The sequence below is a fragment of the Mesorhizobium sp. CA8 genome, assembly GCF_020164955.1.
Lineage (GTDB): Bacteria > Pseudomonadota > Alphaproteobacteria > Rhizobiales > Rhizobiaceae > Mesorhizobium.
This window is the reverse complement of the sequence record NZ_JAIUHG010000001.1, coordinates 118,693-134,009: the sequence shown is the minus strand read 5'-3', so window position 1 is coordinate 134,009 and position 15,317 is coordinate 118,693. Positions and strand designations below refer to the sequence as shown.

The window sequence follows — 15,317 nt, the reverse complement described above, 5'->3', positions numbered from 1 at the left end:
CTGAAGCGAGCAACTTTGGTGTAAGTGCCGCGAGACAGCAAAGCAGCCCACCGAAGCATGAACTCCACCAGCAGATCTCCGCAGCCGACCAGCCACCGCAATCTCGTGATCGTCAGAGCCGGCGACCATTCCCTGCATCGTGGTTGGGGCGCGGACGAGCCTGGATGTGACTTCGACCTGATCGTCAGTTACTACGGATCCGATCCATCGGCCTTCAGACTGCCTTACGAAAGACGAGTGGATCGGAAAGGCGGCAAGTTTGACGGCCTTTTCGCGCTGTTCAATCAGCAGCCGGACCTGCTCCAGCGCTATCGGTATTTCTGGCTTCCGGACGATGATCTCGATGCAGATCGAAGAACAATCGAGGCCATATTTGCGAATATGCGCCGGCTCGGCCTTGATGTCGGCCAACCCTCTCTGACGCTCGACAGCTATTTTTCGCATCTGCCATTCATGCGTTGCGACAGCTTCGAGTTCCGCTTCGTGGACAAGATCGAGATTATGGCTCCCTGCATCAGAGCCGACGTGCTGGTCAAGGTGCTGCCGCTCTTCGAACATTCAATGAGCGGCTTCGGCCTTGATTCGATTTGGACGCGCCTGGCGCCGGACAACCGACGCAAGTCCGCCGTGTTCGATGATTTGTCGATTCGTCACACGCGCCCTGTCGGAAGCGCGCTTGCCCGAACGATGTTGGAAAAAGGCCTTACACCCCAGGCGGAATACGCGCAGTTGAAGGCCAGATTTGGCCTGGATGAATTTTATCCGATCTCCTATGAGGCCGTGGACAGAAAGGGGCGCCTTTGGCGATCGAAGACTGCCATAGGCCTGCGCATGATGCTGCATTACGCCCAACGGCTAAATGCATTCAGACAGGTGTATCGACTGAAGAAAACGCTGTGGCGGCATGTTCGCCGACAGCATTTCAAGGCGATCGAACTCTCAGCCATCGCGATCGAGCCGTTTCCGGCTCGGACCGCCGACGGGGCAATGACATGTTGAATAGCGCCGAACTTCTTGTCGTAGGGGCCGGATTCTACGGCGCAACGCTTGCCGAGCGTGTTGCAACCAGGCTGGGCCGCCGTGTGCTGGTGATCGATCGACGCGCGCACATAGGCGGCAACGCCTACACCGAGCCTGACGCTGCTACCGGCGTCGAGATCCATCGCTACGGGCCTCACCTCTTCCATACATCCAACAAAGAGGTCTGGGACTATCTGCACGCCTTCACGCAATTCAGCTCCTATCGGCACCGTGCGTTTTCGTCGTATCGCGATCAGATCTATTCCTTGCCGATCAACCTTGCGACGATCTGCCAGTTCTTCGGCAAACGGCTCAGCCCGGATCAAGCGCGAGCGCTGATTGCCGAGCAATCGTCCGAACTCGGCGACCGGCAGCCCGCCAATCTCGAGGAGAAAGCTATCTCCCTTATCGGGCGCCCGCTCTACGAGGCGCTCATCAGAGGCTACACTGCCAAGCAGTGGCAGACCGACCCGCGCGAGCTTCCGCCGCAGATCATCGCGCGTTTGCCGGTGCGCTACACATTCGAGGACGGCTATTTCAACGATCGATACCAGGGACAGCCGCTCGAAGGCTATACGGCAATCTTCCAGAAGATGCTTGCGCACCCGCTGATCGAGACCAGGCTCGGCGTCGATTTCTTCCAGATCAAGGGATCGCTGCCCAAAAATATTCCCATCGCCTACACGGGCGCCATCGACCGATATTTCGACTACGCGGAAGGAGACCTCGGATGGCGGACAATCGACATCGAGTTCGAACATATGGACACGCCGGACTATCAAGGCACAGGGATCGTGCATTTCGCCGACCAAGCCGTGCCTTACACGCGCATCGTCGAGTTCAGGCACTTCAACCCGGAGCGTGAATTTGAAGGCAACAGGACGCTGATCGGTCGCGAATTCTCGCGTTTTGCTCGTCGCAGCGACGAACCTTACTATCCTATCGACACCCGCGCCGACCAACGTATCTACGAGCGCTACCTGGCGCGCGCTCGGCTCGAACAAAACACTCATTTCGGCGGCCGGCTCGGAACATACCGCTATCTCGACATGCACCAGGCAATCGGCGCGGCGCTCAAGGCATTCGAGACCGTCTTCGTGCCGTATCTCGAAGGTCGATCGGAGACGGTGTCGATGAGAGGACGGCCTTCCTGAGCGAAGTCGGCCAAACTCTTAACAACTAGAGGATGATCCCGAAAAGTGGAACCGGTTTTCGGACATGCTCCAACAAAAGAGTTAGATCAGGATGGCGATTCAACGAAACGTCATCCTGATCTAGGCTAGGGCCGCGGCAGGGGTGGCAATCTGGCTCCGGAACCACTCAAATGTCCGTCGAATACCGTCCTGATAATCTGTAACGGCTTCCCAACCTGGAAGAATACGCTTGGCCAATCTCAAGTCGGGGCAACGATTTGTCGGATCTTGAGGAACCGGTTCATGATGGACGACCGAGCTGCCGGGAACCAGGGAGCAGACGAACTTCGCGATATCCAGGACCGAAACCTCGCAATTGTTGCCGATATTGAGCGGGCCACGATGTGAAATGTTGTCGCGCCAGAAGAAACGCTCCAATCCGTCGACGATGTCATCGACATAACCCCAGCTGCGCGATTGCAGGCCATCACCATAGACTGTCAGTATTCCAGTCGTCAGCGCCTGGCTTATGAAGTTCGAAATCGCACGCCCGTCATCTATACGCGTGCGGGGTCCATATACGTTGAAGAGCCGCACCACTCTCACGTCGAGACCTTGCGTGCGTTGGGTCTCGAACAACAGCGCTTCCGTGCAGCGCTTGCTTTCGTCATAGGAGGACCTGGGGCCCGTGCAATCCACTGAACCTCGGTAACTCTCTGGCTGTGGGGAGATCTGCGGATCTCCATATACCTCCGAGGTGGATGAAAAGCAGAAGCGGCCGCCAGGCTTGAGCAAACCCAGGAGGTTGAAAGCACCGCCGACATTGGCGCGAATGGTGCGAGCCGGATCACTCATATACCAGCATGGTGAAGCGGGCGATGCCAGGTGAATAATCTCGTCGAACCGTTCCGAGGTAGCGAAGACCTCCGCATCCTCGATCTCGATGCTGAATCGCGGATCGTTAACGTGCGCAAGGTTCTGGCGCGAGCCGGTCCATAAGTTGTCGACCACAACAAGGCAGTCGAGATCCGTGCGCTGCAAGAGACGATCGGCCAGATGCGAGCCTATGAAGCCACTGCCTCCGGCGACCAACACCGCGCGACGATCCTTACGACTTGTTCCATGCATCATCACGCCGATTTTGTTTTCGGAGCGCACTCGCCCCGGAGTTGAATCGAAAGACACATAGAGCCTGGCGAATTGCTAAGCAATCTAGCGAGCGCGTTTTCGCTACCCCGCCGATCTCGCAAATGCATGCGGAACCCAACCAGCTGGAGACGTCCCACGCGATTTCACGAAAGATGCCGCGGTCATCGCGACCGCGGGCCGTTCACGCCGCATATCTGGCGAATGCCATTCCCGCGCAGACCAAAGCGCCTCATGGGAACGGCAAACCGCTCATACCTTTGTGCTGATGCAACCGCGGACGGACACCGCTTCGCACGTTTCCCGGAATCGCTTTAAAGCGCCCTTTGCGGGCAAGGCGTTCCCGTCGCGTCGCCGCAGCGGGAAGTCGTCGGCTGCGGCCGCTGACTCATCTCTTCCGAATGACGCACGAGTTCAGCGAACATCAGCGCGAAACTTCCCATCATCAGGAAGACTATGATCAGACGCGTTACCGGCAATAGACAGGTCTCTCGACTGGCCAGCCCCCGCCAACCCATCCACTGTCGGCTAACATGATCGATCCGGCTTTACGAGTGTTTAAGCCGCGTCTTAACCATAGCGGCCATCACATTCATGTCGCGCCTGTCACGAAGCGCGATTGTCGGGTGTGACCCGCCGGCCGGCGCAGCACCCTTCACAGATGTGGGCGGCGCATGCTACGCCGTCGCCGGCGCGGCCCCGCAGATGGTCGCCCTCCGGGAGCCATGAGCAAAGCCGCCAGCCGTTTCGCCTTCGTCTCTTCCGACACCGACGACGCCCGCGCCGCCCTGGAAAGTCTGTCGGCGCGCTATGGGCAGGTGCCTGTCGCCGAGGCCGAGATCATCATTGCGCTCGGCGGCGACGGCTTTCTTCTGCAGACGCTGCGCGAGACGATGAGCACGGGCAAGAAGGTCTACGGCATGAACCGTGGCACCATCGGCTTCCTGATGAACGAATATCGCGCCGGCGGGCTCGAGGAACGCATCGCCAACGCCGTTGCCGAGACGATACGCCCGCTCGAAATGATCGCTGCAACCCATGACGGCGAGTCCGTTTCGGCGCCTGCGATCAACGAAGTGGCGCTGTGGCGTCAGTCCTACCAGACCGCGAAGATCCGCATCACCGTCGACGGCCAGGTGCGGCTGGAGGAGCTGAACTGCGACGGCGTGATGATTGCGACGCCCGCCGGCTCCACCGCGTACAATCTGTCCGCGCATGGGCCGATCCTGCCGCTCGATGCGCCGCTGCTGGCGCTGACGCCGGTCAGTCCCTTCCGGCCGCGCCGCTGGCGCGGCGCGCTGCTGTCTAACAAGGCGACGGTGCGCTTCGACATACTGGAAGCCGAAAAGCGCCCGGTGAACGCCGCAGCCGACCACACCGAGGTCAAGGCCGTGGCTTCCGTCACCGTGCGGGAATCCCCGACGGCGACTGCAACTTTGCTGTTCGATCCGAACCATTCCTGGAACGAACGCATCCTGGCCGAGCAGTTCCGCTACTGAGCCGGCGCAACGATACCGGTCGATCAATGCATGTCGCCCAAAAGAGCGCAGCGGTTTGGGAATACGACATGCGTCAAGCAAAGATTTAAAGCGCGTAGCCTCAATCCGTTCGATGCGACGCACTTTAAGCATCGCAATTAAGGTTACGACTTCACAATTGCCGGATTCCCGGCTGTTTCTGTTGACAAATCGCGGACTTGCGCCTAACTGCAGGCCAATCTTGCAGGCGCGTGGCGCCTGCCGTGACGGACACCGTTGCGATTTCCCGAACCAGCCAAAGACATCAAACACTTGTCATCAGACACCACGATCGCTCAAGAAGCGTTGACGTTCACAGACCTTGGCCTATCGCCCAAGGTCCTCTCCGCAGTCACTGATGCCGGCTACACCGAGCCGACTCCAATCCAGGCCGGCGCCATCCCGCACGCTCTGCTCGGCAAGGACGTGCTGGGCATCGCCCAGACCGGCACCGGCAAGACCGCTTCCTTCGTGCTGCCGATGCTGACGCGCCTGGAAAAGGGCCGCGCCCGTGCCCGCATGCCGCGCACGCTGATCCTCGAACCAACGCGCGAGCTCGCCGCTCAGGTCGAGGAGAACTTCGTCAAATACGGCAAGAACCACAAGCTCAACATCGCGCTTCTGATCGGCGGCGTCTCCTTCGACGAGCAGGACAAGAAGCTCGAGCGCGGCGCCGATGTGCTGATCGCCACGCCCGGCCGCCTGCTCGACCACCGCGAGCGCGGCAAGCTCTTGCTCAACGGCGTCGAAATCCTCGTCATCGACGAAGCCGACCGCATGCTCGACATGGGTTTCATTCCCGATATCGAGCGCATCTGCGAGATGATCCCGTTCACGCGCCAGACGCTGTTCTTTTCGGCGACCATGCCGCCGGAGATCACGAAGCTCACCGAAAAATTCCTGCACGCGCCGGTGCGCGTCGAAGTCTCCAAGGCGGCGTCGGCTGCGACCAACATCGTCCAGCGGCTGGTGAAGTCCGGCACGAAGCCGTGGGAGAAGCGGGAGACGCTGCGCAACCTGATCAAAGCCGAAGACGCCGACCTGAAGAACGCCATCATCTTCTGCAACCGCAAGGTCGAGGTGTCGGAGCTCTTCCGCTCGCTGCTGAAACATGATTTCGACGCAGGCGCCCTGCATGGCGACATGGACCAGCGCGCCCGCATGCAGATGCTTGCCAATTTCCGCGACGGCAAACTGCGCTACCTCGTTGCCTCCGATGTCGCCGCGCGCGGTCTCGACATTCCCGACGTCAGCCACGTCTTCAACTACGACGTGCCGATCCATGCCGAGGACTATGTCCACCGCATCGGCCGCACCGGCCGGGCCGGACGTTCCGGCAAATCCTTCACCATCGCCACCCGCTCGGACACCAAATATGTCGATGCCATCGAGAGGCTTATCGGCACGAAGATCGAATGGCATGACGGCGACCTGTCGACCGTGACCGAAAGCGAGGGCGAGGAGCAGCCACGCCGCGGCCGCGGCGCGCCGCGTAGGGCCGGCCGCAAGGACGAGGGCCGCAAGGACCGGCGCGAGCCCAAGAAGGAGCGTCACACCAAGCGCGAGGAGGCGCCCGAAGTCGCGCGCGAGGAGCAGCTTGTCGCCGAAGTGGCAGACATTGCCGAACGCCGCGCCCGCAAGGACGCTATCCGTTCCGAGAACGACCGCAAGGGCTCGAGCAACCGGCACGAGCAGCGCGCCGATACCCGGCCGCAGCGCGACCGGCCCGGCCGTCACCGTCAGGAGGGAGACGACGCAACCGTCGGCTTCGGCGACGACGTGCCGGCCTTCATGCGGATCGTCGCGAAAGTCTGAGCTCCAGCCCGGTCAGACATGAAAACGGCCCCCGAGCGGGGCCGTTTCTTTTGCTGTCCTTCGCAGGCCCTGCCCTACATCGGTCCCGGCATCATCTTGGTCGGCTTTTCCAGCATCGGAAAATCGGCCTTGGTGCATTTCACGTTCGGGTTCGTCGGGCTGAACATGCCGTTCGGATTGTCCCTGAACAGCCAGGCATGCAGGTCGTAGTGGACGAACTCCCTCGGAATGAGCGGATAATGCCCTTCCATCGGCCCCATGAATTTCTGGCCGAACAGCGTCGGCACCTCCTTGGTGTCCGGCGTCAGCGGGACCAGCCATTCCACGCCGACCAGCTTCAAACCTTTCTTGGTCGGCTCGTAGATCAGGACATTGGGCTTCATCGGGTCGAGCGGCTTGCCGACGCTCGGGACGTTGACGAAATGGATGCCCATGGCGCCCTTCGGATAATACATCGTGCCGTCTATCTTCTCGCCAGCGTAATGGACGCAGCCGACAGTCGACAAATAGAGATCCCGCACCGCGGCGGTGTAGTCCTCATATTTGGCGAGCGATTTCTTCAGGGCCTCGATATCGGCCTTGTTGGCGTCCTCGGCCTGCGCCGGGGCGGCTCCAAGCCATGCGCCCAAAACACCACTCAAAGCGAGGACGCCGCAGCGCCCGAGGCGAGCTGTTCTTATCATGCATTCCTCCCAGATTCCTTGATCTGGCCGTGCAAGACCGGGGCGGCAGATGCTGATTGCGCGGCCGGTTGACCGCCCCATCCCCTCTGGAACAGCAGGATGGTAGTCCCTTCCCTGGTTCTGGAAAAGCATGAATTAGAAAATTAGAATAAGCTTATGTCTTCGGCCGATTTGTCTTTGGACTCGCCGAACGAAAACGGCCCCGTGCGGGGCCGTCTGTTTTGATAGGCGCGCCGCCGGGCGCAGTTTTCTCTCAGGTAAGCGGCGACAGCTGGATTTCGACGCGCCGGTTCTGTTCGCGACCCTGGGCCGTCGCATTGGAAGCGATCGGCCGCGTCTTGCCGAATCCGGTGACGGCGAAGCGGCGCTGATCGACGCCCTGGCCGGCAAGGTAATTGGCGACGGCAAGCGCGCGCCGCTGCGACAGGTCGAAATTGTGCTGATCGCTGCCGGTCGAATCGGTATGGCCGAAGACGTCCACCGTGGTCTGGCGGAACTTCTTCAGCACCAGCGCGACTGAATTGAGCACCGGATAGAAGCCCGGCTTCACCGCGTCCTGGTCGACATTGAAGGTGATGTCGGACGGCATGTTGAGGATGATCTGGTCGCCGCTGCGGGTGACGCTGACGCCGGTGCCCTGCAACTGACGGCGGAGCTCGGCCTCGTTCTGGTCCATGGTCGCGCCGATAGCGCCGCCGGCGAGAGCGCCGATGCCGGCGCCGATCAAGGCGTTGCGGCGGTCATTGCCGCCGGCGAGCAGACCAAGGCTGGCGCCTGCCAGCGCGCCAAGGCCGGCACCGGCCGCCGTGTTGGAAATCTTCTGGTCGCCGGTATACGGATCGGTGGTGGTGCAGGCGCTCACCAGCACAGCCGTCGCCACGACGACGAGCACGGTCTTCTTCATAAGATTGGTCCCTCTCCAATTCGCGGCCGTTGCGGCCACGCCAAATCAGCCCTTCCGCAGCCTTGTAACATGAAATGCGGCGAAAAACGGAACGGCAATGCGGCCGCAAAGCCCGGTCGCCGTTCCCGCGTCGCCTCTACCACAAGTTCTTGCCGTCGATGACCACCACCTCGACTTTGTCCAGGTCGAAATCGTCGAACAGGCGCGAGTTGACGCTGATCTTCGGATTGTCGAAATCAGGCTTCCCGGTCGACCAGTCAGGCGTTTCGGTGAAGGTGCCGCAACCGCAAATGGCGCAGAAACCATGCTTCACGGTCTTCGAGCCCCAGCGATAGAAGGAGACGTTCTCCGGCGGACTTGTGAGCTTGAATTGCGAGGGCACATAATAGGCCCATAGCGACCCGCGCTTCGCGCAGAACGAGCATGTACATTGCGTCACCGTCTGCGGCGCGTCGGTAACCTCGAAGGTTGTCGCCTTGCAGTGGCAGCTTCCCCTGATGGTCATGAAATCACCTCTCCCGTTGTCCGCCGCCAAGCCGGATTCCCCTGGCAGCAGGGCAACATAAAGAAGCGGTCCTGACAACTGTCTCTCGGCAGCTTCGGCAAACATGCCGGCGCTCGAAGCTTTCTCGCGCCTCGCATTCGGCTCGTAAAGGTAGTGCGCTCCACCGTTTCACGGAAACGGCGAAGCGCCCTATCTCTTTGTTTTTACGCAATTCCGGAGGGAAGGTTACGGCGAAGGCGCCGAACTTAACCGCTCACACTTTCCTGGAATTGCTCTAGTAAGAGGGCGGCGGCACGAAAAGGCAGATGGTCTTGCCGGCGTCGAGTCCGGCCTGGTGCGCGCACCAGTGGTACTCGCCGTCGGGCGAATTCTTGATCCGCTTGTCGCTATAGGCCACCACCTCGCCTGTGCCCTTTATGACATAGCCTTCAGGCCGCTCGCTGATGGACGACTGCGGCACCTCCTTGCAGTCGAAATTGGCGCAGCAGGCAAATGGGTATTTCCAGCCTTGCGGCATGGCCGCCGTGGGTTGGGCGTCGTGCGCGATGGCCGGCGGCGCCAGCACCGAGATGGCTCCAACAGCGAAGAGGGAGAATAAAAGTCGGCCGGCCGGTCGAACGGCTTTGGCCGATCTTGATATGGCAGCAGACATCGAAACGTTCCTTTCGAGCATCAAGCGTTTTCGCTTGCCCGTTCCCGGAACGTGTTCTTCCCAGTGGCCGGATCGTCAGTCGCAGTTATGCCGCGTCCGGCCATAAATGCTTCTATCCCACAGCCCGAATGCTGAGCTGATTCCATAGCCGGCGCAAGAAGTGGACGCGCCCCCGCGGCGCGCCGGGCTTCAAGCTTCGGCGACAGAAAGGTACGCAGACTTGACTGGCGAGAACCAGACGACAGGCCTGCGCCCAGGGTGCCTAAGAACGAAGTTCCGCTGACGGAGGTTCCGGCCTTCAGCCGTCGGCATGTTCACGATATTGCGGCAGATCGTCTGTAATCGTGAACCACGGCGCCTTTGAACCGACGAAGATATGTGCGCTCGGGCGAATGCCTGGATCGTCGATCAACGTTCCCATGGCGACATGAACGTAGGCGCCATCACGCACCAATGAATAGAGGAGCGAGCCACATCGGCCGCAATGGGCGTCATGGCCGCTCTCGTCGCCGAAGATCAGTAGCCTGTCGTCGCCGGCGGTGAGACGAAACTTGCCGCGCTCGATGCCGGCGAAGGGTTTGAACGCCGACCCGGTCGTGCGCCGGCAGTTGGAGCAGTGGCAATTGGCAGCGTAAACGAATTCGTCCGCCACTTCATAGTGGACTGCGCCGCAGAAGCATTTCCCGGTAAGTTTGCGCGTCATCGGCTTCCTCCGTCGTGCAGCGCCGGGAATGCTAGTCGAGGTCCGCCACCGCTTCGCCGGCACCGCCCTCGATGCGATGCGAGAGCGAGGCTTCCATGAACTCGTCGAGGTCGCCATCGAGCACGCTCGACGGCGAGGTGCTTTCGACGCCCGTGCGCAGGTCCTTCACGAGCTGATAGGGCTGCAGCACGTAAGAACGGATCTGGTGGCCCCAGCCGATGTCGCTCTTCGACGCTTCCGTGGCGTTGGCGACCGCCTCGCGCTTCTTCAGCTCCTCCTCGTAGAGGCGCGAGCGCAGCATTTCCCAGGCCTTGGCGCGGTTCTTGTGCTGCGAGCGCTCGGCCTGACAGGCGACCGCGATACCGGTCGCCAGATGGGTGATGCGCACCGCCGAATCGGTGGTGTTGACGTGCTGGCCGCCCGAACCCGAGGAACGATAGGTGTCGATACGCACATCGGATTCGGAAACATTGATCTCGATCGAGTCATCGATGACCGGATAGACCCAGACGCTGGCGAAGGATGTATGGCGCCGCGCGTTGCTGTCGTAAGGCGAAATGCGCACCAGGCGATGGACGCCGGACTCCGTCTTCAGCCAGCCATAGGCGTTGTGGCCCTTGATCAGCACGGTGGCGGACTTGATGCCCGCCTCTTCGCCATCATGGACTTCCAGCACCTCGACCTTGAAACGGCGGCGCTCGGCCCAGCGCGTGTACATGCGCAGGAGCATCGAGGCCCAGTCCTGGCTCTCGGTACCGCCGGCGCCGGCATGGATTTCGAGATAAGTGTCGTTGGCATCGGCTTCGCCGGAGAGCAGCGTCTCGACCTGGCGGGCCTTGGCCTCGCCCTGCATCGAACGCAGGGCTGCCTCCGCCTCGGCGATGATACTCTCATCGCCCTCTTCCTCGCCGAGCTCGATCAGACCGATATTGTCTTCCAGCGCCTGTGTCATTCCCTTAACGGCAGCGATACCGTCCTCGAGTTCCTGGCGCTCCCGCATCAGCTTCTGCGCTTCGGTCGGATCGTTCCAGAGGCTGGAATCCTCGGCACGCGAATTCAGGTAATCAAGCCGCTTTACAGCCTGATCCCAGTCAAAGATGCCTCCTCAGCAGGGTTATCGCCTGCCTGATTTCGTCGACAATGTTTTGCGTTTCCGCGCGCATGGCGTTTCGTTCGGTCCTGTTCTTTTCGGCTTTTCGGAATAGGCGCGATACATAGGCACGGCATCGCCGCCTGTAAAGCGAAATGGCCGGCGGCTTCTCGCCGGCCCAACTCAGAAATGCACGAGGTCAGTAGAGGCCGCCGCCGCCATCCTGGATGGCCTGGTTGGCCTGGGGCGACAGCGCTCCGCCCGAGCCGTTCGAACCGTCGGCACCCATGCCGATCACCCAGTAGCTGTCGGCCGGTCCGGTTCCGGGCTTGAATGCCTCGACGATGGTGTTGGGATCGCCTTCGGCGGCGCGCATGCCGGTCTTGCGGTTGATGGCGATCAGCTTCATGCCGTCCGGGACCTGGAAGTCGGTGTTCGGCTTGCCGTCGAGCGCGACGCGCATGAAGTCCTTGAAGATCGGCGCAGCGAGACCACCGCCGGTGGCGCCATGGCCGAGGCCGCGCGGCGTGTCGTAGCCCATATAAAGGCCGACGACGAGGTTGGGCGTGTAGCCGATGAACCAGGCGTCCTTCTCGTCATTGGTCGTGCCGGTCTTGCCGGCGATGTGGCGGCCCAGTTCACCGATGGTGGCGCCGGTGCCGCGCTGCACCACGCCTTCCATCATCGAGGTGATCTGGTAGGCGGTCATCGGGTCGAGCACCTGCTCGGAATTATCGACCAGCTCAGGCTCGGGCTGGTCCTTCCATTCGGTGGCGTTACAGCCTTCGCAGCCGCGCTCGTCCTGCTTGAACACCGTCTTGCCGTAACGGTCCTGGATGCGGTCGATGAGCGAGGGTTTGATCGATTTGCCGCCATTGGCCATGATCGAATAGGCCGACACCATGCGCATGACGGTCGTCTCGCCGGAGCCCAGCGCCATCGGCAGATAGGGCGCCAGATGATCGTAGACGCCGAAGCGCTCGGCATATTCCACGACCAGCTTCATGCCCATGTCGTTGGCGAGCCGCACGGTCATCAGGTTGCGCGATTTCTCGATGCCGGAGCGCAAGGTGGCCGGGCCCGCGACCGTGCCGTCATAATTCTTCGGCGTCCAGGTGGTGTTGCCGCTCTGGATGGTGATGGGGCCGTCCATGATCACCGAGGCGGGGGTGTAGCCATTGTCGAGCGCCGCCGAATAGACGATCGGCTTGAACGAGGAGCCGGGCTGGCGCATCGCCTGGGTTGCGCGGTTGAACTCGGACTGCGCGTAGGAGAAGCCGCCGACCATGGCAAGCACGCGGCCGGTATGCGGATCCATCGCGACGAGGCCGCCCTCCACCTCCGGCACCTGGCGCAGCATGTAGGTGTTGTCGGAGCCTTCGTTCTTCTGCACGTAGATCACGTCGCCGGGCTCCAGCACCTCCGCCGGGGACTTCGCCCTGACGGACTTGCCGTTGACGAAGTGGCGCATGGCGAAACCCATGTCTTCTTTGCTGACGGTACCCTGGACACGGTCCTTGACGAGGTCGCCGGAAACCTGTCGCGCCGGCTGAAGGCCGATGGCGAGACCAGACGCCGAACTGTCGAGCACGACGGCCAGGGTCCATTCCGGCACGTCCTCGAGACCCTTCACATTGCCGAGCGGCACGCCCCAGTCGCCGGAGATGTCGATATGCGTCACAGGACCGCGATAGCCGCGCAGCATGTCGTATTTGAGCAGGCCGTTCTGCATCGCCTTGCGCGCGATGAGCTGGACCTTCGGATCGAGCGTGGTGCGTACCGACAGGCCGCCTTCGTACAGCGCATTCTCGCCGTAGCGCGCGATGATCTGGCGGCGGACCTCCTCGGTGAAGTACTCGCCGGCGAACAGGTATGAGCCGTTGCGGCGCGGCGTCACGCCGAGCGGTTCGGCCTTGGCCTTGTCGCCCTCCTCGCGGGTGACGTAGCCGTTCTCGACCATCTGGTCGATGACCCAGTTGCGGCGCTCGAGCGCGCGGTCGGCGTGCTTGAAGGGGTGATAGTTGTTCGGGCCCTTCGGCAACGAGGCGAGATAGGCGGCTTCCGCGACCGTCAACTCGTTGACCGACTTGTCGAAATAGGTGAGCGCAGCACCCGCGACGCCGTAGGCGCCGAAGCCGAAGAAGATTTCGTTGAGGTAGAGCTCGAGGATGCGGTCCTTCGAATAGGCCTGCTCGATGCGGAAGGCCAGGATCATCTCCTTGATCTTACGCTCATAGGTCTGGTCGGAAGTGAGAAGGAAGTTCTTCGCCACCTGCTGGGTGATCGTCGAGGCGCCGACCTGGCGCCTGCCTGAGCCGAAGTTCTGCAAGTTGACGACAATCGCGCGGCCGAGGCCGGTGATGTCGATGCCGGGGTGGTTGTAAAAATTCTTGTCCTCGGCCGACATGAAGGCGGCCTTGACGCGGTCAGGGATGGCCTGGATCGGCAGATAGAGACGCCGTTCGCGCGCATATTCGGCCATCAGCGAACCGTCGGAGGCGTGAATGCGCGTCGTCACCGGCGGTTCGTATTTGGCCAAAACCTCGTAGTCCGGCAGGTCCTTCGTCAGATGGCTGATATAGATGGCAAGGCCGGCCGCCACCAGCAGCGCCAGCGTCGTGCCGATGCCGAAGAAATAGCCGATGAGACGAATCATGCCCGCTCCAGTCCGAGGTTCGGGAATTTCCTAAACGAAGCCGACAGTCGCGCAAGCTTCCCGGGGCGGTCCCAATCCGCAATCGAAAAACCCATGTCGCGGCCATGTGGACAAAATACGGCAGCGCGAAATTTGAGGACTCGGTTGCCGAATAATAACGCCCGGTGTTGTCGTCATGCAACGCTGCTTGTGGTTGCAGACCTCCGGCGGTTGCGGGCAGGTGCGGCGGGTCAGCCGCCCGTCGCGGTACCGGCCTTGGCCGCGGCAAAGAGGGCGACCGCGTTGGTTATGCTTTGAGCCGCCTTGCCGCGCCAGTCGGCGTTGAGCAGCTGCGCCTCGTCCTTGACGTTGGAAAGATAACCGAGCTCGACCAGGACGGACGGCACGTCGGGAGCCTTGAGCACCCTGAAGCCGGCCGAGCGCTGCGGATTGTTGATGAGGCCGACGCTGGTCGACAACTGACCGACCAGCGTGTGAGCGAAGCTCATCGAGAAATTATGGGTTTCGCGGCGGATCAGGTCGATCAGGATGTCGGTGACTTCCTTGTTGTCGTCCTCGATTTTCATTCCGGCGAACTGGTCGGAGAGATTCTCGCGATCGGCGAGCGCCTGGGCCTCCGGATCGGAGGCCTTGTCCGAGAGCGTGTAGACCGTGGCGCCGCGGAGCCCTTTGACGGCAATCGTGTCGGCATGGATGGAGATCAAAAGATCGGCCTCGTGCTGGCGCGCGATGCGCACGCGTTCGTCCAGCGCCAGGTACAAGTCGTTGTCGCGTGTCATGTAGACATCGTATTTGCCGACCGCGGCCAGTTTGTCGCGTAGTTCCTTGGCGAAGGCGAGCGTGACGTCCTTCTCGACCGTGCCGGCCGAGCTTTCTGCGCCACCATCGACGCCGCCATGGCCCGGATCGATAACCACCGTGAAGCGATGGCCGGGCGCAGATATCGGTCCGGTGCCGACCCGCTCGCCCTTTTCGGTGGAAACCGTCGAACCGGTTGTCAGCGACTGGTTGGCGAGAGCCGCGTCGAACTCCCGTTCGGAGGCGGCCGACATGTCGACGGCGATGCGATAGCCGCTGCCATCGTCATCCTTGAGCACGTCGAGCTCGTCGACGGCGAAAGGTCCCTTGCCGGTGAGGATCAGGCGCGAACCGTGTCCCTGATCGCCGTAGCGGACGGCCCGCACAAGCCCGCGCGGCTTCACATCCTTGGCGTCGAGGGCGAATCGTGTGCGCGGCAGGTCGATGACCAGGCGATTGGGGCCGCGCAGCAGGAACCATTTGACGTCCGGCTCGCGGTCGAAATTCACGACGATGCGCATCTTTGTGGCGTCGCCGGCCATCTTGTAGCCGGTCGCGTCAAGCAGGGTGTCGGCGTGCGCGGCGGCGAAACAGGACAGGACGGTCAACAGCAAGGCAGTCCAGACCAGGCGCAGGAAACCCCCGGCGACCCTACCCCTCTTGTCCGCGGTACCCGCCGGTCCCATCTCTTATCC

13 protein-coding genes are annotated in these 15,317 nt (G+C 61.6%); 4 read left to right on the top strand and 9 right to left on the bottom strand.

The window, feature by feature from the left end; genetic code table 11:
• Positions 1–57 precede the first annotated feature (57 nt).
• Entirely contained in the window at positions 58–999 is a 942-nt protein-coding gene (locus LB553_RS00710; protein ID WP_224509436.1) for a hypothetical protein, read from the top strand.
• Positions 993–2,174, top strand: a complete 1,182-nt coding sequence (gene glf, locus LB553_RS00705; protein ID WP_224510467.1) for a UDP-galactopyranose mutase — start codon at positions 993–995, stop codon at positions 2,172–2,174. Before LB553_RS00710 ends, glf begins: the two co-directional genes overlap by 7 nt.
• Before the next feature lie 120 nt (positions 2,175–2,294).
• Here the strand turns inward: glf and LB553_RS00700 are convergent, their stop codons facing one another.
• Positions 2,295–3,281, bottom strand: a complete 987-nt coding sequence (locus LB553_RS00700) for an NAD-dependent epimerase/dehydratase family protein (protein WP_224510464.1) — start codon at positions 3,279–3,281, stop codon at positions 2,295–2,297.
• Positions 3,282–4,024: 743 nt separating this feature from the next.
• Here LB553_RS00700 and LB553_RS00695 point away from each other — a divergent pair.
• Together LB553_RS00695 and LB553_RS00690 are read left to right on the top strand one after the other, a co-directional pair.
• Positions 4,025–4,798 carry an NAD kinase gene (locus tag LB553_RS00695; RefSeq protein WP_224509433.1) on the top strand — a complete coding sequence of 258 codons (774 nt, stop codon included), beginning with the start codon at positions 4,025–4,027 and terminating at the stop codon, positions 4,796–4,798.
• A 291-nt stretch (positions 4,799–5,089) separates the two neighbouring features.
• Positions 5,090–6,631, top strand: a complete 1,542-nt coding sequence (locus tag LB553_RS00690) for a DEAD/DEAH box helicase (protein ID WP_224509430.1) — start codon at positions 5,090–5,092, stop codon at positions 6,629–6,631.
• Positions 6,632–6,705: 74 nt separating this feature from the next.
• Here LB553_RS00690 and LB553_RS00685 read toward each other — a convergent pair whose 3' ends face one another.
• From LB553_RS00685 to LB553_RS00650, 8 genes are all read right to left on the bottom strand, one after another.
• Positions 6,706–7,314 carry a hypothetical protein gene (locus LB553_RS00685; protein ID WP_224509427.1) on the bottom strand — a complete coding sequence of 203 codons (609 nt, stop codon included), beginning with the start codon at positions 7,312–7,314 and terminating at the stop codon, positions 6,706–6,708.
• Between the two features lie 253 nt (positions 7,315–7,567).
• Positions 7,568–8,218: an OmpA family protein gene (locus LB553_RS00680; protein ID WP_112129995.1), complete on the bottom strand. Its 651-nt coding sequence runs from the start codon at positions 8,216–8,218 to the stop codon at positions 7,568–7,570.
• Between the two features lie 136 nt (positions 8,219–8,354).
• Positions 8,355–8,723 carry a GFA family protein gene (locus LB553_RS00675; RefSeq protein WP_224509424.1) on the bottom strand — a complete coding sequence of 123 codons (369 nt, stop codon included), beginning with the start codon at positions 8,721–8,723 and terminating at the stop codon, positions 8,355–8,357.
• 274 nt (positions 8,724–8,997) lie between these two features.
• The gene (locus tag LB553_RS00670) at positions 8,998–9,375 is read right to left on the bottom strand and encodes a hypothetical protein (RefSeq protein WP_224509421.1); all 378 of its coding nucleotides are present in this window, start codon (positions 9,373–9,375) and stop codon (positions 8,998–9,000) included.
• A gap of 298 nt (positions 9,376–9,673) precedes the next feature.
• Complete coding sequence (locus LB553_RS00665; protein ID WP_224509418.1) at positions 9,674–10,078, bottom strand: GFA family protein; 405 nt, start codon at positions 10,076–10,078, stop codon at positions 9,674–9,676.
• 31 nt (positions 10,079–10,109) lie between these two features.
• A protein-coding gene (gene prfB, locus LB553_RS00660) for a peptide chain release factor 2 (RefSeq protein WP_224509415.1) occupies positions 10,110–11,241 on the bottom strand; the annotation gives its coding sequence in 2 pieces (ribosomal slippage) (positions 10,110–11,174 and positions 11,176–11,241; 1,131 coding nt in all).
• Between the two features lie 126 nt (positions 11,242–11,367).
• Positions 11,368–13,824, bottom strand: a complete 2,457-nt coding sequence (locus LB553_RS00655; RefSeq protein ID WP_224509413.1) for a penicillin-binding protein 1A — start codon at positions 13,822–13,824, stop codon at positions 11,368–11,370.
• A gap of 230 nt (positions 13,825–14,054) precedes the next feature.
• Positions 14,055–15,308 carry an N-acetylmuramoyl-L-alanine amidase gene (locus LB553_RS00650; RefSeq protein ID WP_224509410.1) on the bottom strand — a complete coding sequence of 418 codons (1,254 nt, stop codon included), beginning with the start codon at positions 15,306–15,308 and terminating at the stop codon, positions 14,055–14,057.
• Between the last annotated feature and the right edge of the window lie 9 nt (positions 15,309–15,317).